Consider the following 26,290-nt stretch of genomic DNA (forward strand, 5'->3'; position numbering starts at 1 on the left):
AGAAGAATGGAGAGGGTAAGAAAATGAAAATTCTCAAAAACTTGCTGGTTTTTGCACTGGTCATAATCGTTGGAGGTGTTTTAACAGGGTGTGGTAATGAAGCTTCTGGTAAAGGGGATCAAGAAGCTGTTGAAATTCGTATTGCGAATGACAGCGGCACCGAACATCCGGTAAATAAGGCATTAGCTGAATTCAAAAAATCGGTAGAAGAAAAAAGTGAAGGCAAAATAAAAGTGAAAGTCTTCCCGGCTGCACAGCTGGGAACTGTGACAGATGCTATGGAACAAACTCGCCGTGGAGATATTGACATGAGCTTTGGAGCTTCTACTCTCTTTGCGCAATCAATACCGGAATTTGCTATATGGGAAAGCTTTTATTTATTTGATGATGCAGCACACGCTCATAGAGTATTCGACGGGGAGGCTGGGAAGAAGCTATTAGAGCCTCTTGAAGCAAAAGGACTTACGGGTCTTGGTTTTATGGAAATCGGCTTCAGAAACTTCTCCAATAATAAGCGGCCGATCGAAAAAATGGAAGATCTTAAAGGTTTAAAAATTAGAGGATATAGTCCTATTCAAATTAAAGGATGGGAGTCGCTTGGCGTTTCGTTGACAAACCTGGCTTGGCCGGAAGTATTCACTTCTCTCCAACAAAATTTGATTGACGGTCAAGAAAGTGCGACCACAAGTTTCTACGAGATGAAGTTTTTTGAGGCACAAAAGTATTGGTCTTTAACAAATCATATTTATACAGACTTCCTATGGTATGCCAACAAACACTTCATGGATGGTTTATCGAAAGAAGATCGTCAGCTAATTGAAGAAGAAGTAAAAGTAGCTATTAATCACGAAAGAGAGCTAATAGCTGAAGATGAAGAAAAAACATTAGGTTTGTTGAAAGATGCAGGAATTAATATTAATGAAGTCTCTCTTGAAGAGAGACATAAAATGGGTGAGGTTATGAACGCAGCTGTTAAAAAAGATATTATCGATAAAACAGGACAAGAACTTTATGACTTTGTCATGGAACAAGTAGAAGCAGAAAGAAAATAAAGAATGAGGTGAAATGATGGCATGAGAATCTCGTTTTCACATGGCATCATTTTTTATTGACGATTGGAGGAGTTGAATAGAATGAGTACTGCTTATAGATGGCTGGACAGAAACTTTGAGCCAATTGTCATGGCTCTGCTGTTTTATGTAATGACAACCATTGTTACACTACAAGTTATTTTAAGATTTGCATTTAATTCAGGTTTTTCGTGGGCTGAAGAATTGGCGAGGTTTTTATTTGTCTGGCTCATGTATTTTAGTATTTCATATGCAACTCGTAATAATAGTCATATTAAAATCACTTTCTTAGTAGACAAGTTGAGTGAAAAGGCGAGTAAAATAATTGCAGTTGCAGTAGATATTTTATTCATGGTATTTGCTGTTATTGTTTTCATCGCAGCATGGAATATTTGCCAGTCCATCTCTGAATTTCAAGATAAAGCAGTATCGATGAATGTTTCAATGAATATTTTATATGGCGCCGGACTTGTAGGATTTGCGTTAATGATTATTCGGTTGATACAGGTGCTCATTTGGAAAGTATCCAATTTTTCTGCCCCTATGGATCGTTTTACGAATGAAGGCGGTCTCTATTCAGGCGCAAATGAAGTAATGTTTTCCCCGAAAGAACAACCGGAGAATAATGGAGGAGAACAGCAATGACGATACTCTTATTATTTGGCAGTTTTATTTTATTTCTATGCCTCTCTGTTCCCATTGCGATTGCTATTGGCCTGGCGTCGACAGTAACGATTCTGGCTGTTCAGCCTGTCAGTATGGAAGCTTTTACGCAAACAATGATGCAATCACTTAATTCGTTTCCGTTGATGGCAGTACCGCTCTTTACGTTTGCGGGTGACATCATGGGGAAGGGCGGGATCTCTCGCAGACTCCTTAATGTGTCCAGTGTGTTTTTTGGCCGCATGACGGGTGGACTTGGGGTGATTTCTATTGTGACCTGCCTATTCTTTGCTGCTATTTCAGGGACAGGTTCAGCAACGGTTGCGGCAATTGGCTTAATCATGATACCTGCTATGGTGGCGAGAAATTATGATAAGACATTTGCGGCTTCATTAGTCGCTACAGCCGGCACGGTCGGTGTATTAATTCCCCCCAGTATACCGATGATTATTTATGCGGTCGCAGCAGGTGTGTCTGTTACTGGTATGTTCAGTGCGGGTGTAGGACCGGGCGTATTAGTCGGGTTAGCTTTAATTATATACGTTCTTTATTATGCCAGGAAAAATGATTATAAAGGAGACGAGCGTACCTATACTTTAAAAGAAGCGCTCGGAATTTTTGTAAATGCGATTCCAGCATTATTAATACCTGTCATTATTTTGGGTGGGATCTATGGCGGAATATTTACGCCAACAGAAGCAGCCGCCATTGCTTGTTTTTATGGGATTATCGTAAGTGTATTTCTATATAAAGAAGTGAAAATTAAAGATCTTCCTCAAATTGCTTTCCGTGCGTGCTTGCTCTGTGCTCCGGTAATTATTATTATTGGAATCTCATCAGGTTTCGGATTGATTCTCACGATTACTGAAGTTCCAACAGCCATTGCAGACTTCATCTTAAGCATATCAGCGAATAAAATCGTTATATTACTTCTAATTAATATTTTATTGTTAATTGTAGGTACTTTTATGGAGACCAATGCAGCAATCATTATTTTAACACCAATATTATTGCCGATCGTTACGACATTAGGTGTGAATCCAATTCATTTTGGTTTAATTATGATCTTGAACTTGGCTATCGGGTTCATCACTCCTCCTCTGGGTGCGAATTTATTTATGGCAGCCCAGATTAGTAATACCAAGTTTGAGTTGTTAATGAAAGCTATTATTCCTTGGATCATCGTAATGATTATTGTGTTATTGCTAGTTACTTATATCCCGGCGATCTCTTTATTTTTACCTAAACTGCTCAATATTCCGGTTTGATTTTTTATACTGACTTAAAGATATGAAATCATCATGCCAATAGGACAGCATAGAATTTTATGCTGTCCTATTTTTATTCAGTTTTCTTTAGGCATTCAGACTTGCATGTTTTGCCTCGACGAGAGGGCCGCCGTTTTTTAAGTACTTTTCTACGCCCTCAGCTGCACGGTAGCCAAGCGCTCCAATCGTAGCCGTCGGGTGATGACCTGCAAACTGTGGAAAAGCGGAACCGCCGACAACGAACAGGTTTTCCATATCCCACATCTGCAAATAATTATTAACGGCAGAGGTGGCAGGATCAGCTCCCATTATGACACCGCCGGCATAGTGGCCGCCGTCGTACACGTGGTCAAACTGTTCAGGGTAGGAATCGGGGTCTATAATATCCGCACCCATTTCTTTCATGATTTCTGTACATTTTTCGATGCCGAACTTCGCGATATTGCGATCTTGGTCAGTATACTGGAACGTCACACGAAGCAGCGGATCTCCATACTCATCTTTATAGGTAGGATCCAAATCTAAATAATTGAACCACCACGACATAATGGCAGGTGTGTACCAGACCCGCAAATTGCGGTATGCATAGTGTATAGAGTTTTTCTTGAACTCGGGTCCCCATTTGGGTGTACCGTCGGGAACATGGTTGCTTGCAATGGCTGCATCTCCGTATTGACGGATCTCAATACCACCTCCGTTAATGAAATCCAAATCTGTGTGATCAAAATTGTCGCCTGCAAAATCACTCATAGCAGCACCTAATGCACCGGCTCCCATGTACAAATTAAACTTTTTATCTTCGAAATAGCCTCTTGCTCCCTGAAACGTAATATTCGTCTGTGCGTTAAAATTACGTCCTATTGTGCCTTTGCGCGTTTTGGGGTCGTATTGCTGACCGATTTCCGACAGCATCAAGAGGCGGTTATTGGAAAACGAGAAGGCGGCCAGGACGACGACATCAGCTGGCTGTTCAAATTCTTCTCCTGTACGGGTATCGGTATATAGCACACCTGTCGCTTTCCCGCCACTATGCAGAACGCGGCGCACTTGGGAATTTGTCCGAATTTCACAGTTATTCGTTTTCAGTGCGGTTGGAATTACTGTCGCCAGCGGATCCGATTTCGCACTGAAATCACAGCCGTATTGCGTACAATAGGAACAAAACATACAAGCATTCATCGCTTCACCGTCAGGGTTTGTATAAGCCTGTGACAGGTTTCCTGCGGCAACTTGATATGGATGGTAGCCCATTTTCTTTGTTGTATCCTTAAATAAACGCAGGGCGGGTGATTCTTTCAGTGGCGGATTCGGATAGTCACTTGAACGTTTGTCACCCAGTGGATCGGGCTCGCCAGAAATACCGGCTGTCTTTTCCCAACGGTCATAATACGGTTCCATTTCATCATAAGTGATACCCCAATCTTGAATCGTCATGCCCTCAGGTATCTTATTTTTTCCGTAACGTTCGATCGTTTTCGAACGAATTTCAAAGTCATACGCTCTCCAGCGGTAAGTGGCCCCTGCCCAGTGAACACTTCCGCCGCCCAAATCCGTTCCTGCCATCATTTCTTTACGTGTGCGGACAGGCAACGCTGTTTCGTCCATCGTAACTCGGGATGTAATCGTTTCGCGAGAAAGATTTTGCATTAATTCGTAACGGTTTGTATAGCGAAGTTCGTCTTTAACCCCGATATAATCGGACCGTTCCTGTTTTTTTCCTCGTTCTAACAGCACAACTTTATGACCGGCTTTTGCCATTTCAGCGGAGACAATACCACCTGCCCAGCCGCTGCCGACTACGACAACATTTACTTTTTCTAATTTCTTTACCATAGAGATTCCTCCTTCTTAGTGTCCTTGATAACTGCGCAAACTTTCCGGTTTCATCACAATAAAGTCTTTCTTATCAATACCATCCGTATAGCCCATACGGGGACCGGGAAATTCCTTCATCCGCCAGGCTTCCATATTGCGATTGCCGCCGTATACCGGGTCTGCGTAAGTCCCTTCAATTGTCGTCTGTAAGAGAAGGTTAAAGAATGTCTCAGAAGATACGCCATTCATCTTGCCTTTCCCTTCATTAAAAAGCTGAAGAATTTCATCTTGCTGTGAAGCCTCTAATTTTCTGAAGTTGGTCTCAAATTTTTCTTGTGCCGTCTGTTCAAGGGCCCGAAGTCCTTCCGTGAAAATCTCTGCTCTTGTCATAGGAGTTTGATATCTTGGTGTAGGGGCAGGCACTTGCGTCTCTGCGTTAGGTCCCTGTTCATCCTGTTGACGATCTTTATCTTCATAATTCGCTTTCTCAGCATTCTGCGGGAACGGACCGCGCATATACTCTTTCGCATTCGTGCCCCATTCGCCGGAAAGTTGGCGGTCGATAAAGTAGGGAACGCCCAGTTCAATTGCACCGGGGCCCAGATCATCTTTCGGGAAGATTCGTTCAGTAGCAGCAGACAGGATTTCAAAATCTTCACTGCGGCTGAAGAACGTCCGCGCTTCCAGTAAGTTTTCTGTTGATGCTTCATTCCCTGTAGTTGGCTTTTTAACCTGGTTAGTTACCAATCCGCCCAGTAATGAACCACCTACTAAACCGCCGGCTACCAAACCGGTATTCTTCATAAAGTTCCGGCGGCTCATTCCTTTTTGTTCCGTTTCAGGCTGTTGTGGTCCTGTCACTTATATCTCCTCCTCATGAATGTCGGGTTACACAATTTTTCCAATCAACTAGGAGTCATCTTGTGGTGATTTAGCTGAAACTATACCTGTAAGTTGAAATTTATACAGAAAAAAACCCCGGGCTGTCCAGGAATGTCTGGAAAGCTCGGGGATTACTTATTTACGTAAAAAATGTTTATTTTGTAGTATCTGTGCTGTCAGGTGTACCTGTATCGCCAGTTGTGCCTGTGTCACCAGTCGTGCCGTCTGTTTCAGCGTCATCGTTCATATCTACATCCAAATCCACATCGTCATTAGGTGTTGTATCAGCAGGCTGGTCGATATCTACATCATCATTATTGTCAATAACCGGATCGTCATTATCGTCACCGCAAGCACCCAGTACGCCTATAGACAATATTGCCGCTGCGCCTACTTTTAGTAAGTTGTTGTTTTTTAATTTTGTAAGATCCATGAAAGATCTCCTCCTCTGGTTGAGTAATTGCTATTCGCTTCTAGACTAACAATAGCCGAATTCAGTGATTGTAAACCTGTTAGAAGGAAAATGGGACATAGGTATGATAGTTCATAAACAGGAAAATGAAACCGATGTAGTTTATGTCTTGTCTTAAGGATGAGAAAGAAAAGGCGGTGAGATGTTGGAGAATTCGCAAGGTGAAGCGGAGAAGTGGCTGCGGAATTTGATGGATAGGTATGGGAATCGACTGACCGTTCTGTGGAGTGAGAAGGAAGACAAGGAGTCTCGGGACATGGTGAACGACAGTAAAGAGGAAGTCTACGCGTATTTCCGCCATTTTAATGAAGGAGTCTTTCATCGGACGGGAAAAATTGAAGGAACTGTTGAATTCGAAGCTGCTGAAAAACGGGATGTGCGGAGTATATTTAATTTGATTCAAAATAAAAACGGTATCTGGTAAGTTGCGTTTATGCCGATACAATAAAGGTGCCTTGGAATCAATGTTTTATATATTCAAGAAGGGATTGTGGCAAACAGTGATGAACTAGGTGTAAATGGTGCAATTAAATTTATAAAAAAGAGGTGCAGTATGCCAATCATTCAAGTGCAAGTTTTAGAAGGAAGAAACGTAGACCAGATCAAAGGATTAATTGTCGATATCACGGAAGCGGCTGTCAATAATCTGGACGTGAGACATGAACAGGTCCGAGTGGTCGTAACAGAAATACCTGATACAAATTGGGGAGCAGGCGGATCGACAATGAAAGAGATCAAGGCGAGACGCCAATTATAAAAATGTGAAAAAAGCGAACTGTCCATCGGGCGGTCCGCTTTTTTACTTATAAATATAATCCGTCCGCATACATGGCGGTTAAAGTATTAGCGATTTCATCAATCGAAGCCGTATTGGTTTGGTTTACAACTTCCCATTGATAGTTTTCATTGGCAAAGAACCAGAAGCGTGCAACTAAATTCGCCTGGAGGTCCGTCCGAGCCAGTCCGTACGATTGCGAATACGAAATGTCTCTCGTAATATAATGAATATTTGCCTCGCGTATTTCGTTCCACTTCGAGTTCACAGCTGAAGACAGACCGATTGCTTCCGAAAATACTCTCATGATTTGATGATTTTCATGCGCCATATTCAAAAACATATGAACTTGCTGATGAATCAAACCTTTCGCTTCCTGTTTAGTAATAGGAGTGAACGGCATGTTCGCCATGTCAAGAAACTGTTGCATTACGTCTTCTATCAGCATGATTAGAATATCATCTTTCCCGCTGAAATGTACGTACGCTGTGCCGTATCCCGTCTTTGCTTTTTTGATGATTTGTGTAATGGTTGTTTTTTCAAAACCATTTTCATAGAAAAGTTCTTTAGATGCTTCAAGCAAGCGTTTCCTAGTCGCGATGGATCTCAAACTACGCCCATCCGTAACTTCCTCTCGTTGCATCAGACAGCCCCTCCTTCACTTCGGGATTTGTACTCATTGTATCGTATAGTAATTCTTCCGACAATGGAGCAATGAATTCATTTTAAATCAACTTAACCGAAAAAGAAGATATTGACACAGTGTCAACTACATACTAATATTAAGTAAATTCTGATTATTGGAGGCGCATACATTTATGGATAACAAAGGTGTAATCACTAGAGAGAAAGCTAGAGAGTTTGATGCACAAGACGAGTTTCAACAGTATCGCGAGGAATTCTTTTTGCAGCCAGGTCAAATTTATATGGATGGTAATTCGCTTGGACTGATGTCAAAGCGGGCAGAAGGGAAAGTATTAGAGCTCATGGATTCATGGAGGACTCTGGCAATTCAAGGCTGGACAAAAGGAACCCATCCTTGGTTTTACCTCCCTGAAAAGTTAAGTGAAATGTGCGCACCCCTCATCGGCGCGGACAGCAAAGAAGTGATGATCTGCGGATCGACAACGAGCAATATTCATCAAGTCATCTCTACGTTTTACAAGCCGGATGGAAACAAGACAAAGATTGTGGCTGATGAATTGACATTTCCTTCAGATATTTATGCGCTTCAAAGTCAAATTAAACTGCAGGAATACGACCCGGATGAACATTTGGTTCGTGTGAAGAGCCGGGATGGGAAAATGATCGAAGAGGAAGATATCATTGCTGCCATGACGGATGATGTAGCTCTTGTTTTCTTGCCGACTGTATTGTATCGAAGCGGACAATTACTAGATATCGAACGGTTGACGAAGGAAGCACACAATCGAGGAATTCAAATTGGTTTCGATGCTTGCCACTCTATCGGGGCGGTATCCCACCAATTTAGTGATTGGGGTGTGGACTTTGCCGTCTGGTGTAATTATAAATATTTGAATGGCGGCCCGGGATCTGTAGCAGGTCTATACGTAAACAAAAAGCATTTTGGCATCACCCCCGGACTGACAGGCTGGTACAGTTCCAAGAAAGATACACAATTTGATATGAGCCATACATTGGATGTGGAAGAGTCAGCTGGCGCATTCCAAGTCGGAACGTCACATATTTTAAGTTTAGCTCCGCTCATCGCTTCGTTCGAACTTTTTGCCGAAGCGGATATTAAAAAGATACGAACAAAATCTCTCCATATCACCCGCTTCATGATGGAATTAATTGACCAAGAATTAGATGGGTTGGGCTATTCAATCGGTAATCCAACAGACGATGATCGCCGCGGCGGACATATTTGTTTGGAACATGATGAAGCAATTCGAATTTGCAAAGCATTGGTTGAAGAGGGAATCATTCCAGATAACCGTCCGCCAAATATTATCAGACTAGCACCTATTGCTTTTTATACCTCATATGAAGAAGTCTTCGACACAGTGCAAATTCTTAAGAAAATTGTACTTGAAAAACGATATGAACAATATGGGAAAGAACGTAATGTCGTGTCATAAAAGAAGATGAGGGGGAAAAGGGATGGGTAAAAAAGAAGCAGATTTTCAAGATATCATTGAACGGGAGAAGGGCCTGAACCGCAGTTTAACTACAGGTCAGCTGGCAATGATTGCGATTGGAGGAGCAATAGGGACGGGGTTGTTTCTTGGAAGCGGTTTAGCCATTGGTTTGGCGGGACCCAGTGTAATTGTGAGTTATGCAATCGGTGCTTTAATTGCGCTGCTGTTGATGGGATGTCTCTCTGAAATGACAGTGGCCCATCCAGTGACAGGCTCATTCGGGGCCTATGCAGAAAAGTATATTAATCCATGGGCTGGATTCTCTGTACGTTATTCTTATTGGTTCAGTTTAGTATGTGCCATTGGAACGGAAGTCACGGCTGTAGCAGTATACATGAAGTATTGGTTTCCGACAGTACCGGCTATCGTTTGGATTCTGCTGTTTGCGGCAATTTTGATGTATGTGAATGCCACTACCGTTAAGATGTTCGGAATTGTGGAATATTGGTTTTCTTTTATCAAAGTCGTGGCTATCACAGGTTTCATTATCTTAGCTGCCTACGTCATAGTAGGAGCGGATGCGACTTCTTCCATTGGAATTCATAACTATACAGCCGATGGCGGATTCTTACCGAATGGTTTTTATGGCATGTGGATTGCGGTCTTTATCTCGCTTTTCAGCTACTTAAGCATTGAAATGATTGCGGTGAGTGCCGGTGAGGCAAAAGATCCCGAAAAAGCGGTTCCTATTGCTTTGCGTTCCGCAGTTGTTCGTTTGATTGTTTTTTACTTAATCACTCTTTCGTTGATGCTGATGATTGTTCCCTGGAATATGGCGGGTGCCGATAAAAGCCCTTTCGTTAAGGTTATGGAAATCGTCAATATACCCGGGGCTGCAGCTATCATGAACTTCGTAGTATTAATTGCGGCATTGTCGGCTATGAACAGTCAGCTATATATCTCTACAAGAATGATGTTTTCTTTATCGCGGGGCGGATATGCTCCTAAAACTTTAGGAAAGCTGAATAAGAAGTCTGTACCATCCAGAGCATTGCTAGTATCAGTAATTGGTATTGTGTTCGCGACATTCTTTACGGTCGTGAAACCGGACACTGCATTCGTCACCATGATTTCATTATCAAGTTTCGGGGCAATGTTTGCCTGGTTTATGATTTTTGTCACTCATCTATTTTTCCGAAAAAGATGGGATGAATCGAATGGGAGAAAATTGCCAGTTCGGATGATCGGCTATCCATACCTCACTATTTTTGGGGCATTATTGCTGGCCGGTGTTGTATTGTCGACCTGGTTCTCTCCTGACTTCAAAGCCACTCTTCTGTTAGGATTCCCATGGTTGCTGTTCATCACGATTTGCTACTTTATCTGGAAACGCACGATAGGTAAACGAAAGCTCGAAAATCCAGAGCTTGATGAAAAGGCTGAGTCTTGATGTGGAAAATAGAATAAAAGGTCTATCTCCTAAATGAAAAGCCCAACTTAATCCCAAGATATAACTTGATTGAAAAAAGTAAATCAAGTTATATTTTTTCCTGATAAAATCGCTAACTTGATAATTTGCTAATTATTGAAAAAGTTTCATAATGTGAAATTTGGAGCTTGTTATATAGGGAATACCCTCGTATACTTCTAATTACTACTTAAATATGACAAATTGTAATACAGCGAGCTATAGAATTTACCAAACAGGAATACCGCTGACAGATTGACAAATGGAAATTATTTCACTTTTTATTGAAAGCGTTTACACGTTAGGTTTCTAATCAAGATTGCATCCAGCCGGAGAGGAGAAAAAAACGTGATAGAATCTGTTAAAAAGGCATGCTATATTATCAGTTGTTTTTCCAGTGAGGAACCAGTTCTGGGGAATGCAGAGATTGCAGGAAAACTGGGGATGAGTCCTAGTACGACCCATCATTTAATCAGTACATTATGCAATGAAGGTGTATTGATGAGGGACCAGGATAGACGATACCGTTTAGGATGGAAGTTGCTGGAATGGAATAACAATGTAATGTTTCAACAAGATATATATGATAAGGCTATTCCTCTTGTCAAAGACTTGATTAGCAGATTTACGGGCACTGCTCATATCGGGATGTTCGATAAAGGAGAAGTAGTGTTTGTTTTAAAAATCTCTTCTCAGGCAGCGTCACCTATTCACACATATATCGGTTCGCGAAAACCCGCGTATGCAACTAGTACAGGAAAAGTATTGCTGGCTTACAATAATAGCTATCTAAAAGAGACTATCGAAAGAGGACTATCATCGCAAACTCCCAATACAATTACAGATATAGATAAGTTAAAGGAAGATCTGCAAAATGTAAGAGAACTGGGCTATTCTATAAGTAATAATGAGAATACTACGGGCACTTATGCAATTGCTGCACCTATTCTATCATATTCAGGCAAGACTATCGCTGCTGTGAATCTAGCGGGCCCAGTTTCCTATATGCAAGGAAGCGACCAGCAAATGATTCGACGAAGTGTGATTAAGACGGCTGACTCCATATCCAAAGAACTAGGATATATAGAAGTGTAATGTAATGTATTTCAGTAGAAGTAATGGTGAAGGGAGGGGAACAGGAATAGATAGGTGTACTTATTTAATTGCAAAAGAAGAGAGTAAATTTTTAGAATGAATTTACGGAATATTGGGATTAGTTTAAGAAAAAAAGGGGGAGTTTTTAATGACGAAAAAAAGTGGATTTTACTTTTTTATCATGACAATCGTAACAGCATTGTTTTTAAGTGCATGTGGCGATGATACGGATGAGGCTAAAGCAGAAGATACAGGTAAAGCAGGAGATGCAGGCCAGACGTATAACTTTAAACTTGCGCATATTGCGCCGCCTGATCACATTTGGAATGAAACCGCTGAAAAATTTGGCGAGGAATTAGAAAAACGCTCAGACGGGCGGATGAAGCTTGAATTATATCCAGGTGGACAGCTCGGTGGCGAGCCTGACATGGTTCAACAGTTGGAGACCGGTTCATTGGATTTTGGATTTATTACAACTGCTTTCCTGACTTCAAGATCAGAAGCGTTCAGTGCATGGTTTGCACCTTATCTGTTCGATTCTTATGAAGCGGCATTCGAAGCGAAAGATTCAGATATTGCAAAGAAGCTCTTGGCTACACTCGATGACCAAGGCTTACGAGCGAAGAATTATTTCTTCTCCGGAAATCGTACGATGATGTTCAGAGAAAAAGTAGAATCACCTGCAGATATCAAAGGACTTACTTTGCGTGTAACTCCAAGTCCCGCATTACAAGACTGGTATCGATTGTTAGGTGCTAACCCGGAGTCTATTTCATTGCCGGACGTATATCAAGCAGCGCAAACAGGGGTAATTGATGGCATGGAGATGGACTTAGATGCAGCGGTCACATCGAATTTCAATGAAGTAACCGGTTTTGGTGCACTGACAAATCATATGGTATGGCCTTCGGTCATGATTGCAAGCGGTAAGAAGTTTGATGCAATGCCTGAAGAGGACCAAAAGATTATTGAGGAGGCAATGGCTGCGGCTTCAGAATACGGAACAATGAAACGTGCTTCTCTAGAGGAAGAATATATGGATACTTTGAAAGATAGGGGAATGGAATTATATGAAATGGACGAGTCTTTGTTCGATCCATACAAAGAAGAATATGATGAGCAATATAAAGCCAAGGATCCATTAATCAAAGAATTTATTGAAACGTTCCGTAAATAGGGGGAATGCGCAGTATGAACAAGCTGAGCAACTGGATAGAAACACTTGAAAAATTTATGGCAATGATCTTGATTGCTGCGATGACAATCATTATTGCGGCTGCCGTATTGTTCCGTTACTTTTTAAACGCCCCTATATTTTGGGCAAGTGAAGCAAGTATTTTCATAATGGCATGGGTTACATTTATCGGGGGGAGTTTGGGACTTAAATATAAGTCCCAGGCTTCTGTTACCTTTTTGGTAGATCGACTATCAGATAAGGGGAAAAGATACTTAGAAATAATTTCTTATATAATTATTCTAGTGTTTATTGGAATCTTACTATATTTGAGTTATCAATGGCTGGGGTCCGTTTCCAACCAAACCTCATCTTCTATGCGAATTCCTATGTGGATACCATATGCTTCGGTCCCGGTAGGTCTGAGTTTCGCATTTATTCATTTATTGACTCACCTGGTGAATTTGTTTAAGACACGGCAGCAAGGGGGACAAACGACATGATGTTTGTTGTCATTTTACTATTTTTGCTGTTTCTAGTGATTGGTATACCGATTTCGCTAGTATTGGCGATTACATCCCTGAGCTATTTGCTTCTTTCCAATATGACAACACTTATGAGCTCGGCGCCTCAAAAGATGTTTTCGGGAATCGATAATTTCGGACTTTTAGCCATCCCGCTATTTATGTTGGCGGGAGAGTTAATGAATGGCGGGGGAATTACGACACGGCTCGTATCATTTGCAAAAGTGCTGATTGGTCATTATCGTGGAGGTTTAGCATATGTAACGGTTATTGCAAATATGTTCTTGGCGTCGATATTAGGATCTGCCAATGCGCAGGCTGCCATGATGAGTAAGGTTATGGTGCCTGAAATGGAAAAGGAAGGTTATCGTCGAGATTTCTCTGCAGCGATTACGCTTGCTTCTTCTATAGTGGCTCCGGTCATTCCGCCAAGTATGTTATTTATCATTTATGGTACTTTGACAGGCGCCTCCATTGCTGATTTGTTTATGGCTGGTGTGATCCCTGGTATATTGCTTGGGGTTGGTTTTATTATCGTAATTGGATTCATGAACCACAAACAACAATTTCCCAGAAGTGAGAAAGCGACGTTTCAAATGATCGTCAAATCATTTTTGCGGGTACTGCCTGCCATGTTAATTCCTTTTACTATCATTTTCGGTATTTTAGGCGGTGTCTTCACACCAACTGAGTCAGCGGCTATCGCATGTGTCATTGCGTTCATTATAGGGCTGGCATACCGAGAATTAAAGTTAAAAAGTATGCCAGAAATCTTGGTGAATACGGTTGTCAATACAGCAACGATTTCGTTCTTAATCGTCACAGCCAATTTATTCGGTTTCATTATAGCGTATGAGCAAATACCTCAAATGGTGGCAAACTCTATGCTTGGATTGTCAGAAAATCCATTAGTCTTTTTGCTGCTGGTTAATATTTTCTTATTACTGATTGGTACCGTCTTAGACGGCATTGCGGCATTGATTATTTTAATCCCTGTCATGCTGCCATTGCTTGCTACATATCAGATCGATCCTGTACATTTCGGAGTAATTGTATGCATCAACTTAACTATTGGTCTACTAACACCACCGGTAGGAACAGGGTTATTCATCGTTTCTTCTATAGCTAAGGTGAAATTCGAAGATCTCATAAAAGCCATTATGCCATTCTTAGCAATGGCGATCCTCGTGTTGCTCATACTGACGTATTGGGAAGATGCTGCGTTATGGATTCCAAGCCTATATAAAGACTGAAAACGTTTAGAGAGTTCTCTAAACGTTTTTTAAAATTAAAAAATTTTCATTAAATATTCTCACTATTTCATATAGTGAAATATGAAGATGGTGACAAAATGATGGATTAGGTATATTACAGATAAGTTAATTGAAGTGAAGACGAGAAGAGCTGAAAAGCTTCCTAATTAATTTCTCATAAGTTTTTTAAAAGGATGAAATGAAAGGGCTTACAAGTCTTCATGTATCAAGGAAGAAACCACCATCATACTATCAACATATAGGAGGAATACACAATGGGTATTAGAACAGGTGAAGATTACATTAAAGCAGTCAAATCACGTCAGCCGGAAGTATATTTAGGAGGTCGCCGCATTACTAACTTAGCGGATGAGCCTGTTTTCAAGCAACCTATTAAAGAAATGGCCAGACTATATGATTTACAGCATGATCCGAAGTACCAGGAAGAAATTACACATGTGTGTGAGGAAACAGGCGAGAGAGTAAACAATGCGTTTCTAATGCCTAAAAGCGGAGAGGATCTACAGGCGCGCAGAAGATTGTTTGAAGTGTGGGCAGAAGCGACTTTTGGTCTGATGGGACGTACTCCCGATTTCTTATCGACTGTAGTGACAGCAATGGCGGGTAACGATTGGTTCTTCAGACAGTATGGAGAGCGATGGGGAGATAATATTGTGAACTACTATAAATATATACGTGACAATGATTTATTCTTGACTCATGCTATTATTAATCCGCAGAATGACCGCAGTAAAGCTTCCAATGAACAACAAGACGAGTTTACGCATTTAGGCGTTGTGCGCGAAACAGAAGAAGGCTTAATTGTTCGCGGATCTAAGATGTTAGCAACACTTGCTCCTGTGACAGATGAAGTAATTATTTATTCGTATCCAAGTTTCAAGCCTGGTGATGAAAAATATGCAATCTCATTTGCTGTTCCTATCGACACACCAGGACTTCGTATGTATTGCCGAGAAGAAACACAAAATGGTATGCGTTCTGCCTGGGATCATCCGCTTGCCAGCCGTTTTGAAGAAATGGATGCAGTGCTTGTGTTTCACGATGTGCTTGTGCCGTGGGATCGCGTATTCATCAATCAAAATGTAGAAGCTGGAAACTTATTATATCCTAAAACAGGGATCAACTTGCAACCTTCCCATCAGTCAGCTGTACGCGGCTTAACGAAGATTTCATTTGCAACGGAAGTTACATGTGCAGTTGCAGATGCTGTGGGGGTCGATGGATTCCTGAACGTGCAAAACCAATTGTCAGAACTGATTCAAGGGGTCGAAACTATTCGTGCTCTAGTACGTGTTGCCGAGCAAGAGTATGTTATAACGCCTTATGGAGAAGCGCTTCCTGCAATTGTGCCGTTAGAAACAATTCGAGGAATTTTGCCGACACTATATCCGCGTGCAATGGAAATTCTGCAGACTATTGGAGCAGGCGGATTGTTGATGTCGCCAACAGGAGCAGACTTTGCAAATCCTGAAACAGCCGAAGACATGGCTAAATACTATGGTGGACGTTCAGGTGTATCGGCTGAACAGCGCGTGCGTCTATTTAAGCTAGCTTGGGACCTGTGCGGAGAAGCATTCGGTCAGCGCCTTGTTCAATATGAGCGCTATTATTCCGGAGATCCGGTTCGTAAATTGGGTATGTTCTATAATACACATAAGCGCAATAATCCAACATATGAAATGGTGGACAAAGCATTGAAAGATTCTTTGGAAATGACGAAAGATACAGTAGTCAACTAATTTAAGCAGAAATGAAAAAAGCATTATCAGGTAAGCAGATTTTACTTTGATAATGCTTTTTCATCTATTGTTTAACACGACAGTTATTAGAAGAATGTCAATTCAGTAGTTAGATCCGGTGAAGTACAAATGAGCTTATGCTATACTTTCTATGGATTGATATAAAAAGAATTATTTTTAGGGAGAGATAATGATGAATAAAGAAGAAAAACAACAAGTATTTAAAGACATCATGGGGAATTATCCGACAGGGGTAACAATTGTCACGACCACAACAGGAGATGGGGTGCCGGTCGGATTGACGGTTAACTCATTCGCGTCTGTTTCTCTGGACCCGCTTATGCTGCTATGGTCAATTGATCATAGAGTCTCTTCGTTAAAAGAGTTTACTGAAGGAGGAAAGTTTGCTGTGCATGTCTTAGCGGGGGAACAATCCGAACTTTGCAAAACATTTGCGAGCAGCCATGAAGACCGTTTCAGCACTTGCGGATGGCACCAGTCGGAAAATGGTCTGCCTATCATCGACGGCGCCTTTGGTGTGTTTGAATGTAAGACATTCAAAGCGATTGAAGCAGGAGATCATACCGTATTAATTGGGGAAGTTGTGGACTTAAAAGTGGATAGCTCAAAAGATCCTATGCTGTATCACCGCAGAGTGTTTGGTTCGATACCGGCGGAGTTTTATTCGGTGAAATAAATACGTTAATAAGTAATCCTGTTCAAGAACTTAAAAGGCTCTACGTCGAAAACTGTTCTTGACTAAAAAGAGTATAAAAACCACGCATGTTGATTCAAAAATTATACAAGTCGGCTGTGATAGATTTTCTGTTGCTATTTCAGTATCTCTCTAATATACATCTCGGCGACCTCTTCAGGAATTACAGATAGCAGACTCGTAATGACACGGACGACCTTGCCCACGTAGTCGTGGGACTGGACGACGCGATGCCGTTTTTGTGGTACTCCCAACGTGCAGGTGAAATCGACTGTCACGCTGCCTTGAAGCAATTCTTCCGGTTCAGTTGAATGTTGTCCTTTAATTTACAAATGCGTGGTTTAACTCCACCGTCTTTAGACGGTATCAGCTTTTAGCCTTGCCTTTATTTGTCCATACTTTACAAGAGGTGAGAAGTATGGACGGGTACAGAAAAAGCAGTCATGTTGTATTTGACATCAAGTATCATGTGATCTGGGTGACAAAATACCGATACAAAGTGCTTCATGGTCCAATCGCAGTTCGAACGAGAGAATTGATCAGACAAGGCTGCGAGGCAAGAGGGATTACCATTTTGCAAGGAAGCGTTGGAATGGACCACATCCATTTGTTGTTGTCTTGCCCTCCCAGTATGGCACCCAGTAAGATGTTACCGTATTTGAAAGGTAGATCTTCCCGATTGCTGCAGGATGAATTTCCAGAATTAAAGAAACGATATTGGGGCCAGCACTTATGGGCAAGAGGCTATTTTTGTGCGACCGTAGGAACGGTAACGGAAGTAATCATTCGGAATTATATTGCGAATCAGTTCAACGAGGGAACAGACGAGATGTTCAAGATTGACGAATGAGTCTAGTCTAGATTCAAGTATGCTTAAGCTTAGGAGCTATGAGCAGGGCTTTAGCCTGTCATACGACTTTAGTCGTCGACATTCATGTCAAAATCTACCTGCTTTAGCAGGTGGTTGTTTAAGCAAAATACGAAGTCCAAGGCATTTTCCAGATAGTCATCGTCCTTGTCAATTGAGAAATAAGTCCGGTCGCCCATAAGAATAAACGTGGGACTTCCAGTTCCTTTCCGATCGGACCATCATGTTTTAAGCTGGTCGCTTCCACAACTCTAACAGGCATTCCCGTGTCGTTCGTAAAACTGACGTGCATCTTGATTCCTGGCAGTTCTCAGTGATGCAGGTCCCAAGGTAAACAGGTTTGTGGTGAAATTAGTGAAGAGAAGCGACTTTGGTACTTTTAATTTCTTATGGGTATATCGGTTCGACTTGCCGATGATCACTTCCAACACTCGCTTCATGATAGGGGAATCGAATGTCTTAGTATGCTTGGAAGGATAGGAATTGTCCTCCAGCACTCTCGCTTCGGTCAGCCGCATGCCGCATACATTTCCACTTGTCCGCTGTCGAACGAATCAGATAGGAAAGCAATATGGAAACCGTGCATTTATGGGTTTTTTCCTCATAATGAAATTCTTCAAGGAGTACTTTTTAGTACCTCCATAAAGCAAGTTTTATATCAACGTCCGAAGCCGGATATTCTTCACCATAAGAGATGCCTAGTTTTGTAAATGTTGGTGTGGTAACTTATTTTTTACAAAAACATCTCTTTTTTTATTTATTTAATTGGAGTAACTTGGTTAATCAACACGCATGGTACACCCCAATACTAATCGCATTACCGGGAATTACTCGAATTATCTTGCTGCTTTGAAGGGACCTTTGGAGGGGTATTTAAATAAAAAAGGAAGTCCTCCTAATGTAAACGAGCACATTAACTCAGCCTTCTATTTGCACTTTAATTCAGAAGGAAATCTGCGCTATCGTGCTTATTTGTGCACGTACTTTCAGATTATGCAAATACCTTCCACGATATTTCAGCATTATTGGGATGAAAAATGCCCCTAAAAAGGGGCGTCTCTAGACATATAGCGTGATAAATGGAGCCTTACCCGATACACTTCTTTCATATGAAGAATAAAGACCACCTCACCAATCAAAATAACACTCCAATCTTCATCATCTGAATCCACTTCTTTATAGAGACAGGCGGAATAATAATGTTCTTTTATCCGCAGTTCGAATGGGTACCCTTGCTCAAGCCAGTAAGACTGCTGCCCAATCCAGACACGCCATTCGTCTAGTCGATGATCATACACCATAATCCCGAGCTTCATGTCAGACCACCATCCTCAATGGCCAATTGGACAATCTCCTCATCAACCTGCTCTTTCTTCAATTGATAACCGAACAATAGGCTATTAACCGTCAGTATATTGATGGCCCTAGGCCATCCTTGGGAACGCAGGGCGATAGCTTCTATAGCGCTTTCTGTAAATATCGGCATTTTAGCACCAGCCAAATCCATATGGTGCTCTATGTAGCGTGTCACTTCCTCCCTCGTTAACGCCTGAATCTCATAGTTCATAATGAAGCGTTGAGCGAGTGGACGATGGTGATTGAGTTTCAATCGCGTCTTTAGATGGGGCAAGCCTGATAAGACCAGAATGAAGGGATTTGTTGAATCCATCTGAAAGTTAAACAAGAGCGCGATATCCTGAAGAAACGCATCTTTTGCCATGTGCATCTCATCTAAAATAAAGACCGGGGTGATCTTGCGCTCTGCTGCCATTCGCTCGATCCCTTGTTGCATTTGCCGAAACAAATCTACTTTACGGAACTTCGGTTCCTCACCCAACCCATAGGCTAGCCCGCGATAGAAATCCATGACCCCACCTGTCGATAGCGGGAAGTAGATGACGTGATATAGGGCTGGATGTAATGATTCTTTAAATGACCGCAAAGTGAACGTCTTACCCACCCCGGGGTCTCCGATCAGAAGACCGATGCCCTTTGACTTTTTCAGATAGTCCAATCCACGAAGTGCCTCCTGATGGTTGGTTGATGGAAACGCATCCGTTGAAACAATATCTTTAGAAAAGGGATTCTGCGCCAACGAATAGAAAGACTTATACATCCGTATCGCCCCCTTTATCTGCTAAGGATAAGGAAAATGGCGAACGGACACGTTTCACATGGGCGTTATCCTCCTTATTGACAAGGATTGCTTCGGCTACTCTTTTGTCCTCTTCATAGATATAGACACCTTTCTCATCTATTCTGATATCAATAGAATACCCGATAAAGCGATGGGGTACTTCATAGAGTTTTCGATTCAATGTAATGGTGCTGTCGGCCCTTACTTTCCGTTGCTCTCGCTTCAGAAAGAGGGTATCCAGCAGGGTAACGTCCTCTAAAAAGGTCAATTGCTCTAATTGGGCTGAATAGACTTCATGCGGGGTTTTCCCGTCAAGAGAGGCATGCACCTTTCTGTGGTAATCCTCTTCCAACCAACGCCAGAATCGCCCATTCAATTCTTCCACAGTCTTCACGGGATATGTTTTCAGTAAGGGATAAAACCGGGTTTGCGCCGTTTTAAAAAACCGTTCAATTTTCCCCTTGCTCTGAGGGGCGTAAGGCTGTGTGTGGGCTAATGTGATACCTAATTGAGCGCAAGAGTATTGTAAGGTTTCCGAACGATAGATTTTTCCATTGTCCGCGTAGATGACCCGTGGTTTCCCTCTTCTAATCAACGCTTCTTTTGTGACCACCCGTAATCCATCGAACTTCTCTGACGTAAAGAATTGCCCGTAGGACACAAGCCGGGAACAGTCATCAATGTAGGCGATGAGGAAGGTCTTCACACTTTTGCCTTCACCGGACAGATAAGGGCCATGTGACAAGTCAGCCTGCCAGAGTGTATTGACTGTGTCATGGGCAAAGCGCTTTCGTTCAGGTGTCGCTAGAATGCTCTTCCCTGTAAGGTTGTGTTTTTTTAACAACCGGTTTATAGTGGAGTATGATATTTGATGTTTGTTTATCTCTCCACGCTCAATCAGTTGTTCGTAGAAGGCACTGACCGGCATGTGGAGAGATTTTTTTCGTATTTCCAAGATTTGCTCCAAATCATCGGGCGATAATCTTCTCGAAGTCCCTCTGTCGGCCCGTTTTTTCGGTTTTAATGCATCAAATCCATGTCGACGGTAATAGAGCAGCCATTCCTGCACGGTTTTTCCTGCGACTCGGCGATCTCCATAATAAGGAACGGAGTGAACTTTCCCTTCCACCTCACTTAAATAGGTTCTGACGTCTACTTGTTCATTCAATAGTGGCTCAATCAGTCCATACCGAAATAAAGCCACTTCATTTCGTACGTTTTCATTCATGGAATCTTCCTCCTTTTAATAGAAGGACGACCGGTCATCCATGACCTCTATTCTACTTTTGTCCTCATCGACTGGCTATGAAAAAGTTATGTGGGAACGCAATGAGTAATTTTCTCATGAAAATATGCTACAATTAATTTGCCATGAAATATGTTGATAAGTGACCCCAGGTCCTTCGCAAGAAGGAGGATTTGCCAAAATCCAGGATCATTTTCACGTGTTTTGTGGCTTCTTTCTGTCTATCGTTAGAAACACCCATCTGGAAACCATTTTGTACGAAAAAACTATGTATCCAGTTCCCAGTGGTAAGAAACCGTCGTAGATGGAATCGTATCAGCTGCCGCCCTCCATTCACTTCCTCCTTCGCAAGCATGCGGCCAACCCGGCCGATAATCGTATGTACAGTATGTTGGAAATACGGAATCAAAAAATCTGGCAGGATGGAGATGCTTATCTTACATACCAGACATTTCAAACGGCAGATTGGAATCCTAACTGTCAGCACCTCGGTGATCCCGTAACGCCAATAATAGCCATTCCGATGAATATTCCCGTGCCCTGTATTTTGAAAAATCATAGTGCAGAGTTTTGCAACGAGAAGTACACAATGTTGCAACTTGACATGGAGCCTCTGTGAGCATGATTCTCACGCCACGAAACCAGCCACAACAAGGGCTGGCTGTGCCGAGACAGGCTACCATGCTCACCTCTCCATGTAAAGTTGCAACGCCTAATTTGAGTGCAATACTATGTACTTTCATTTTGCACTATACATGCCCCATGCTTTTGCAGTTAGGACACTCGTTAAGTACTGGAAATTCGTTTGTTATGCTCCTGTCCGCATACTCTTGTAAATCAATTCCAAAGTTATGTGATATCAACGTAAAAAACTCCCCTTTGTTAATATGCAAAGAATTTAGCACATTATCTCAGAAGAGTACAGCCATTGACCTGGAGGATTTTGAACAAATCAATTGTTTTTAAGAGGGAACAAAGTGGTCGTTTACACTCCTAACTGTGTATGAAATTGGTTAGGGGGCTTTTTTGTGTTTTACAATTAATTTATTATGTGAAATGCGACCGTTTCAAAATAACAAGCTATGTTAATCCAATGGGATAGGTCATAAAAAGCCAAACTGTAAAATAGTTAACGGCGGTAATTTAATTCAATGTTAAGATTCAATCAAAGGCTGGCAATCAGTCATAAACTAAAATTCATAGAGGGAGTGTGCTGTATGAAATATATTAGCTTCAGTTATCGGAATATTGCAAGTTTTGGTGTATTAACGGATGTTGGTGTCATTGATTTAAAAAAGAAATTTAATAACGAATACAATGACTTAAAGTCGTTCTTAGAGGGGAATCGAGCAGAAGAATTAGAAATTAACACAAAGATTGCAGACTATAAATTGGATGAGATTAACTTATTACCAGTTATCCCAAATCCCACAAAAATTGTTTGTGTTGGTCTGAATTATCATGAGCATGTTAAGGAAGTGGGCCGCGAAAAATCCGGATATCCCATTATCTTCTTAAGGGTACCAGACTCACAAGTGGGCCATCAGGAAGAAATTCTTCTACCGAAAGAATCCAATGATCTTGATTACGAGGGAGAAATTGCAATAGTAATCGGTAAGAAAGGAAGACGCATAAAGGAAACAGATGCTTATGATTATATTGCTGGATACTCTTGTTATAATGATGGATCTATTCGAGACTGGCAGCTTCGTACTGATCAGTGGGGACCTGGTAAAAACTTTGATAAAACAGGAGCTTTTGGACCCTGGATGGTCTCTAGAGACGAGATTAAAGATGGGGAAGCTCTCACTTTGGAAACGAGAGTAAATGGGGAAGTAAGGCAAAAAACGACCACAAATTTGCTGATCTTCCCAATACCAAAATTAATTTCTTTTATTTCTACATTTACAACCCTTAATCCTGGGGATGTAATTGTCACGGGTACACCAGGAGGAGTAGCTCTCAAACGCGACCCGCAAGTCTTTTTGAAGGAGGGAGATGTTGTAGAAATTGAGGTTAGCAAAATCGGAACCCTACTTAATAAAGTGAAAGCGGAAGTTGTTTCAACCAGCCATGCCATATAAGGAATATAAGCTGTGGCATGCAAAGCCCCGTTTTTAAACTAATCCGGAGAAAATAGGAGGAGGATTTATTATGATTAAACCCAGCAAACTTGGATATGCTGATCTGGCAGCTAGAGATATTGATGCTATGGAACATTATTATACCGAAATAATTGGTCTTACATTAACAGAGAAAGGAGAGGATGGAAGAAGGTATTTCAGTACGGGACTTGACCATCATAATATTATTTTAACCCCTGCAGATAAAAGTAATTTGGTAGGTATGGGTTTTCAAATGGGGCCTGATGTATCACTGCACAAATTAAAAGAGGCAATCGAACAAGAAGGAATTGATGTTCAACTAAAAAATGATGCACAACCAGGAATTCCTGAAATGCTAGAATTGAAAGATCCTGATGGTTTCCTTGTTCAACTTTACAATGAAATCAGTATGCCTGCACCACGATTTAAAAAACACGGAATTGTTCCAAATAAATTAGGGCATTTAGCATTAGGTGCAATGGATGCCGTAAAGACAGCGAAGTTCTATGAGCAGATATTGAAGTTCCGATATACAGACCGGATTGCTGATCGAGCAAATTTTATGACATGTAACAGGGACCATCATGTACTGAACGTCTCTAATCTTGGCAAGCATATTGGAAAGCCTAACTTGTACCATATTGCGTTTGAACTTAGAGATGCTAGCCATCAGTATGACAGTCTTGATCTCTTAGCGAAAAATAATATTCAAATTCTATGGGGACCTACCCGCCACACGGCAGGGCACAATATAGCGGCTTATCACCACGATCCAGATGGCAACCTTGTTGAACTGTTTATTGATATGGATCAATTGATACCTGAGCTTGACTACTTCGAACCTCGTCCATGGCATGAGGACTTTCCGCTGAAAGCCAGATGTTGGGATGATAATGTCGCATGGGGAACGAGATTTGAACAAACATTGTTTGATTATTCATTGAAGAAGTTTGAGGAAGTTTCAAAATGATTTATTAATAATACTATCAATACAAATGGTGTGCTCGTTTTGATTGTAATAGGTGAACTTGCTTCTTTGACAAGAGTAAAATACCTCAAAGGGTGGCAGAGATAATACTAGTTGTGAATATTCTCATTATCAATATACTTTTATTTATTCCAAGGATATTTTTCAATACCATGGTTATTCTGATTACTGTCATTCCAATATTCTCTCGAACTGTAGTGGCATAAGGATATGATCCCGTCTGGTTTGGAATCATGGTGACAATCAACACAGAAATAGAAGCAGTTACTCCGCCAGTTGGCTTTAACTTATTTGGAATGAAATCTGTAATGTCAGAGGTGAAAATATCTTAGGTTATCTTAGGTTCGCCTTTATTTATTAGGCCATTAGTTGTCAGATTGATTTTAATTATTTTGATTCCTGAAATCGCTTTGTATTTACCTTCATTGAAAATGGGCTGAGTATCCCATCAATAGTCTAGGAGGATTAAATGAATCTCTTATTAATATCTAAGTCATTGACGGAAAATAAAATTTCACCTGTGGAATTAATTAAACCCTGATTATTCATCAATTAATAGAGAATCCCACTCCAAAGTGTATATATCGGCTTTAGAGTGGGATTCTCTTTTCACCTAAAAGATGAAAAAAGAATCCAATTCTGATATGGTTATTGCGACTAAACAAAAACACCACAGAAAGGATTATTATGATGCCTACTTTAACGCAAAACGTCCTACATTTCAACCGTTCGATTAAATTATCCAATGACGGAGGAGAACTTTTCTCCGACACTGGCAACGTGATCTTCCGGGAGTTCGATGAGAAATTGGGGTTCTCCCAAACCATCGCAAATCATCTTCAGCTCGCCGATGAACGCGCGTTCTGCATCCATGAAAACGACGAACAGATGTAAACGAGCACTTTGTTCCCTCTTAAAAACAATTGATTTGTTCAAAAATCTCCAGGTCAATGGCTGTACTCTTCTGAGATAATGTGCTAAATTCTTTACATATTAACAAGGTGGAGTTTTTTATGTTGATATCACATAAGTTTGGAATTGATTTACCAAAGTATGCGGACAGGAGCATAACAAACGAATTTCCAGTACTAGGGGTTTAATGAACAACTTACAATCCCATACAAATAAAGGATTTGACGCCCTTATTATCGAAATAAGTGCATACTTGAAAAAATAAAAACAACTACTGAACCGCCTAGGAGGACATGTCATGTATGAACATAACGCAAACCAAATGATCTTGCCACACGAATTCTTTTTGCCGTTCGGAGGGCACTTGAACCCGGATAAACGTTAGGTTCGCATGGCCTCTGTCATTCCTTGGACCGACTTGGAGCAAGCATATCTGGAGACGCTTGGCGATCCTAATCAGGGGAGTAAGGCATACACGGTGCAACTTGCACTTGGCGCGCTGATCATCAAGGGACGGCTTGGCTTAAGTGATGAAGAAACCGTGGAAGCGATTACGGAAAATCCCTATATGCATTATTTGATTGGACTGCACGCTTTTCAGGAAACACCGCCGTTCCATGCTTCTTCACTGACCCATTTCCGCAAGCGTTTCAACACAGTTCTCGTGAGTCAACTGAATGAATCCATCACAGCAGCCCATGGGAACCCGGCGGATCCCAAGGATTCAGATGACTCAGATGATGATGGGCCGAAGGGCGGAAATGAAAGCACAGAAACGAAGCCCGAGTCTTCGCACCCTAAAGAGGATGCTCCTGTCTACAAACAAGGGAAACTACTGATCGATACCACTTGCGCCCCTTCCGATATTGCGTATCCGACAGATATCGGTCTCTTAAATCAGGCAAGGGAAAACTCGAAACGATGATTGATACGTTACATGCAGAACGCCCTCCTGGCTCAAAAAAACGCGTACCTATCGCCGGAAAGCACGGAAGGAA

Annotated in this window: 25 protein-coding genes and 1 pseudogene; 19 read left to right on the forward strand and 7 right to left on the reverse strand. The window is 41.5% G+C overall.

What is annotated here, in order from left to right; translation table 11 throughout:
* The 3 genes from NCCP2331_RS06765 to NCCP2331_RS06775 all read left to right on the forward strand — a co-directional run.
* Nucleotides 1-1,052 (forward strand): TRAP transporter substrate-binding protein (locus tag NCCP2331_RS06765; protein ID WP_251669532.1); only part of this gene is annotated, 1,052 nt, incomplete at its 5' end.
* A gap of 81 nt (nt 1,053-1,133) precedes the next feature.
* Nucleotides 1,134-1,715, forward strand: coding sequence for a TRAP transporter small permease (locus NCCP2331_RS06770; RefSeq protein ID WP_251669534.1), 582 nt, complete (start codon nt 1,134-1,136; stop codon nt 1,713-1,715).
* The gene (locus NCCP2331_RS06775) at nt 1,712-3,001 is read left to right on the forward strand and encodes a TRAP transporter large permease (protein WP_251669536.1); all 1,290 of its coding nucleotides are present in this window, start codon (nt 1,712-1,714) and stop codon (nt 2,999-3,001) included. Before NCCP2331_RS06770 ends, NCCP2331_RS06775 begins: the two co-directional genes overlap by 4 nt.
* Nucleotides 3,002-3,088: 87 nt before the next feature.
* Here the strand turns inward: NCCP2331_RS06775 and NCCP2331_RS06780 are convergent, their stop codons facing one another.
* From NCCP2331_RS06780 to NCCP2331_RS06790, 3 genes are all read right to left on the reverse strand, one after another.
* On the reverse strand, nt 3,089-4,834 hold the full coding sequence (locus NCCP2331_RS06780; RefSeq protein WP_251669538.1) for a GMC family oxidoreductase: 1,746 nt from the start codon (nt 4,832-4,834) through the stop codon (nt 3,089-3,091).
* Between the two features lie 15 nt (nt 4,835-4,849).
* Complete coding sequence (locus NCCP2331_RS06785; RefSeq protein ID WP_251669540.1) at nt 4,850-5,677, reverse strand: gluconate 2-dehydrogenase subunit 3 family protein; 828 nt, start codon at nt 5,675-5,677, stop codon at nt 4,850-4,852.
* A gap of 175 nt (nt 5,678-5,852) precedes the next feature.
* Nucleotides 5,853-6,131 carry a hypothetical protein gene (locus NCCP2331_RS06790; protein WP_251669541.1) on the reverse strand — a complete coding sequence of 93 codons (279 nt, stop codon included), beginning with the start codon at nt 6,129-6,131 and terminating at the stop codon, nt 5,853-5,855.
* Between the two features lie 181 nt (nt 6,132-6,312).
* Here NCCP2331_RS06790 and NCCP2331_RS06795 point away from each other — a divergent pair, with 181 nt between their 5' ends.
* Nucleotides 6,313-6,594: a hypothetical protein gene (locus tag NCCP2331_RS06795; RefSeq protein ID WP_251669542.1), complete on the forward strand. Its 282-nt coding sequence runs from the start codon at nt 6,313-6,315 to the stop codon at nt 6,592-6,594.
* A 66-nt stretch (nt 6,595-6,660) separates the two neighbouring features.
* Entirely contained in the window at nt 6,661-6,927 is a 267-nt protein-coding gene (locus tag NCCP2331_RS06800; RefSeq protein WP_376776803.1) for a tautomerase family protein, read from the forward strand.
* A gap of 46 nt (nt 6,928-6,973) precedes the next feature.
* Here NCCP2331_RS06800 and NCCP2331_RS06805 read toward each other — a convergent pair whose 3' ends face one another.
* Nucleotides 6,974-7,588, reverse strand: coding sequence for a TetR/AcrR family transcriptional regulator (locus tag NCCP2331_RS06805; RefSeq protein WP_251669544.1), 615 nt, complete (start codon nt 7,586-7,588; stop codon nt 6,974-6,976).
* Between the two features lie 175 nt (nt 7,589-7,763).
* On the opposite strand from NCCP2331_RS06805, the gene kynU reads away from it, so the two are divergent.
* The 9 genes from kynU (at nt 7,764) to tnpA (ending at nt 17,886) form a co-directional block, all read left to right on the forward strand.
* Nucleotides 7,764-9,047 carry a kynureninase gene (kynU, locus tag NCCP2331_RS06810; RefSeq protein WP_251669545.1) on the forward strand — a complete coding sequence of 428 codons (1,284 nt, stop codon included), beginning with the start codon at nt 7,764-7,766 and terminating at the stop codon, nt 9,045-9,047.
* 22 nt (nt 9,048-9,069) lie between these two features.
* A complete protein-coding gene (locus tag NCCP2331_RS06815) occupies nt 9,070-10,497 on the forward strand; it encodes an amino acid permease (protein ID WP_251669546.1) in 1,428 nt (475 codons plus the stop codon).
* Between the two features lie 366 nt (nt 10,498-10,863).
* The gene (locus NCCP2331_RS06820) at nt 10,864-11,610 is read left to right on the forward strand and encodes an IclR family transcriptional regulator (protein ID WP_251669548.1); all 747 of its coding nucleotides are present in this window, start codon (nt 10,864-10,866) and stop codon (nt 11,608-11,610) included.
* Nucleotides 11,611-11,758: 148 nt separating this feature from the next.
* Nucleotides 11,759-12,787, forward strand: a complete 1,029-nt coding sequence (locus tag NCCP2331_RS06825) for a TRAP transporter substrate-binding protein (protein ID WP_251669550.1) — start codon at nt 11,759-11,761, stop codon at nt 12,785-12,787.
* Between the two features lie 14 nt (nt 12,788-12,801).
* A complete protein-coding gene (locus NCCP2331_RS06830) occupies nt 12,802-13,287 on the forward strand; it encodes a TRAP transporter small permease (RefSeq protein WP_251669552.1) in 486 nt (161 codons plus the stop codon).
* Entirely contained in the window at nt 13,284-14,561 is a 1,278-nt protein-coding gene (locus tag NCCP2331_RS06835; RefSeq protein ID WP_251669554.1) for a TRAP transporter large permease, read from the forward strand. The genes NCCP2331_RS06830 and NCCP2331_RS06835 overlap by 4 nt, the downstream gene beginning before the upstream one ends.
* A gap of 275 nt (nt 14,562-14,836) precedes the next feature.
* Nucleotides 14,837-16,321, forward strand: coding sequence for a 4-hydroxyphenylacetate 3-hydroxylase family protein (locus NCCP2331_RS06840; protein WP_251669556.1), 1,485 nt, complete (start codon nt 14,837-14,839; stop codon nt 16,319-16,321).
* A 190-nt stretch (nt 16,322-16,511) separates the two neighbouring features.
* Nucleotides 16,512-17,018 (forward strand): flavin reductase family protein, encoded by a 507-nt coding sequence (locus tag NCCP2331_RS06845; protein ID WP_376776804.1) that lies wholly within the window; start codon nt 16,512-16,514, stop codon nt 17,016-17,018.
* 436 nt (nt 17,019-17,454) lie between these two features.
* On the forward strand, nt 17,455-17,886 hold the full coding sequence (gene tnpA / locus NCCP2331_RS06850) for an IS200/IS605 family transposase (protein WP_251669557.1): 432 nt from the start codon (nt 17,455-17,457) through the stop codon (nt 17,884-17,886).
* A 1,061-nt stretch (nt 17,887-18,947) separates the two neighbouring features.
* Here tnpA and NCCP2331_RS06855 read toward each other — a convergent pair.
* Genes NCCP2331_RS06855 through NCCP2331_RS06865 form a run of 3 tightly spaced genes read right to left on the reverse strand, consistent with a single transcriptional unit; the run spans nt 18,948 to nt 21,269 of the window.
* Nucleotides 18,948-19,220, reverse strand: a complete 273-nt coding sequence (locus tag NCCP2331_RS06855) for a DUF5348 domain-containing protein (RefSeq protein WP_251669558.1) — start codon at nt 19,218-19,220, stop codon at nt 18,948-18,950.
* Complete coding sequence (locus NCCP2331_RS06860; protein WP_251669559.1) at nt 19,217-20,020, reverse strand: ExeA family protein; 804 nt, start codon at nt 20,018-20,020, stop codon at nt 19,217-19,219. The genes NCCP2331_RS06855 and NCCP2331_RS06860 overlap by 4 nt, the downstream gene beginning before the upstream one ends.
* Complete coding sequence (locus NCCP2331_RS06865; protein ID WP_251669560.1) at nt 20,013-21,269, reverse strand: helix-turn-helix domain-containing protein; 1,257 nt, start codon at nt 21,267-21,269, stop codon at nt 20,013-20,015. Before NCCP2331_RS06865 ends, NCCP2331_RS06860 begins: the two co-directional genes overlap by 8 nt.
* A 1,235-nt stretch (nt 21,270-22,504) precedes the next feature.
* Here NCCP2331_RS06865 and NCCP2331_RS06870 point away from each other — a divergent pair.
* From NCCP2331_RS06870 to NCCP2331_RS06885, 5 genes and pseudogenes are all read left to right on the forward strand, one after another.
* Complete coding sequence (locus NCCP2331_RS06870) at nt 22,505-23,371, forward strand: fumarylacetoacetate hydrolase family protein (protein ID WP_251669561.1); 867 nt, start codon at nt 22,505-22,507, stop codon at nt 23,369-23,371.
* Between the two features lie 70 nt (nt 23,372-23,441).
* Entirely contained in the window at nt 23,442-24,362 is a 921-nt protein-coding gene (locus NCCP2331_RS06875) for a VOC family protein (protein ID WP_251669562.1), read from the forward strand.
* Between the two features lie 236 nt (nt 24,363-24,598).
* Nucleotides 24,599-24,712 (forward strand): annotated as a pseudogene (locus NCCP2331_RS18470) (TRAP transporter large permease subunit); the annotation flags it as partial.
* Nucleotides 24,713-25,070: 358 nt separating this feature from the next.
* Nucleotides 25,071-25,274 (forward strand): transposase, encoded by a 204-nt coding sequence (locus NCCP2331_RS06880; protein WP_376776805.1) that lies wholly within the window; start codon nt 25,071-25,073, stop codon nt 25,272-25,274.
* A gap of 409 nt (nt 25,275-25,683) precedes the next feature.
* Nucleotides 25,684-26,217: a transposase gene (locus NCCP2331_RS06885; protein WP_251669564.1), complete on the forward strand. Its 534-nt coding sequence runs from the start codon at nt 25,684-25,686 to the stop codon at nt 26,215-26,217.
* The last annotated feature ends 73 nt before the right edge of the window (nt 26,218-26,290 follow it).

This window comes from Sporosarcina sp. NCCP-2331 (genome assembly GCF_023707945.1).
Classification (GTDB): Bacteria; Bacillota; Bacilli; order Bacillales_A; family Planococcaceae; genus Sporosarcina; species Sporosarcina cascadiensis.

Excerpts from the sequence above, each read along its gene's own strand:
- NCCP2331_RS06770 (WP_251669534.1), top strand. The coding sequence starts at position 1,134 with ATGAGTACTGCTTATAGATGGCTGGACAGAAACTTTGAGCCAATTGTC.
- NCCP2331_RS06775 (WP_251669536.1), top strand. The coding sequence starts at position 1,712 with ATGACGATACTCTTATTATTTGGCAGTTTTATTTTATTTCTATGCCTC.
- NCCP2331_RS06780 (WP_251669538.1), bottom strand. The coding sequence starts at position 4,834 with ATGGTAAAGAAATTAGAAAAAGTAAATGTTGTCGTAGTCGGCAGCGGC.
- NCCP2331_RS06790 (WP_251669541.1), bottom strand. The coding sequence starts at position 6,131 with ATGGATCTTACAAAATTAAAAAACAACAACTTACTAAAAGTAGGCGCA.
- NCCP2331_RS06795 (WP_251669542.1), top strand. The coding sequence starts at position 6,313 with ATGTTGGAGAATTCGCAAGGTGAAGCGGAGAAGTGGCTGCGGAATTTG.
- NCCP2331_RS06805 (WP_251669544.1), bottom strand. The coding sequence starts at position 7,588 with ATGCAACGAGAGGAAGTTACGGATGGGCGTAGTTTGAGATCCATCGCG.
- kynU (WP_251669545.1), top strand. The coding sequence starts at position 7,764 with ATGGATAACAAAGGTGTAATCACTAGAGAGAAAGCTAGAGAGTTTGAT.
- NCCP2331_RS06815 (WP_251669546.1), top strand. The coding sequence starts at position 9,070 with ATGGGTAAAAAAGAAGCAGATTTTCAAGATATCATTGAACGGGAGAAG.
- NCCP2331_RS06825 (WP_251669550.1), top strand. The coding sequence starts at position 11,759 with ATGACGAAAAAAAGTGGATTTTACTTTTTTATCATGACAATCGTAACA.
- NCCP2331_RS06830 (WP_251669552.1), top strand. The coding sequence starts at position 12,802 with ATGAACAAGCTGAGCAACTGGATAGAAACACTTGAAAAATTTATGGCA.
- NCCP2331_RS06835 (WP_251669554.1), top strand. The coding sequence starts at position 13,284 with ATGATGTTTGTTGTCATTTTACTATTTTTGCTGTTTCTAGTGATTGGT.
- NCCP2331_RS06840 (WP_251669556.1), top strand. The coding sequence starts at position 14,837 with ATGGGTATTAGAACAGGTGAAGATTACATTAAAGCAGTCAAATCACGT.
- NCCP2331_RS06845 (WP_376776804.1), top strand. The coding sequence starts at position 16,512 with ATGATGAATAAAGAAGAAAAACAACAAGTATTTAAAGACATCATGGGG.
- tnpA (WP_251669557.1), top strand. The coding sequence starts at position 17,455 with ATGGACGGGTACAGAAAAAGCAGTCATGTTGTATTTGACATCAAGTAT.
- NCCP2331_RS06855 (WP_251669558.1), bottom strand. The coding sequence starts at position 19,220 with ATGAAGCTCGGGATTATGGTGTATGATCATCGACTAGACGAATGGCGT.
- NCCP2331_RS06860 (WP_251669559.1), bottom strand. The coding sequence starts at position 20,020 with ATGTATAAGTCTTTCTATTCGTTGGCGCAGAATCCCTTTTCTAAAGAT.
- NCCP2331_RS06865 (WP_251669560.1), bottom strand. The coding sequence starts at position 21,269 with ATGAATGAAAACGTACGAAATGAAGTGGCTTTATTTCGGTATGGACTG.
- NCCP2331_RS06870 (WP_251669561.1), top strand. The coding sequence starts at position 22,505 with ATGAAATATATTAGCTTCAGTTATCGGAATATTGCAAGTTTTGGTGTA.
- NCCP2331_RS06875 (WP_251669562.1), top strand. The coding sequence starts at position 23,442 with ATGATTAAACCCAGCAAACTTGGATATGCTGATCTGGCAGCTAGAGAT.
- NCCP2331_RS06880 (WP_376776805.1), top strand. The coding sequence starts at position 25,071 with ATGCCTACTTTAACGCAAAACGTCCTACATTTCAACCGTTCGATTAAA.
- NCCP2331_RS06885 (WP_251669564.1), top strand. The coding sequence starts at position 25,684 with ATGGCCTCTGTCATTCCTTGGACCGACTTGGAGCAAGCATATCTGGAG.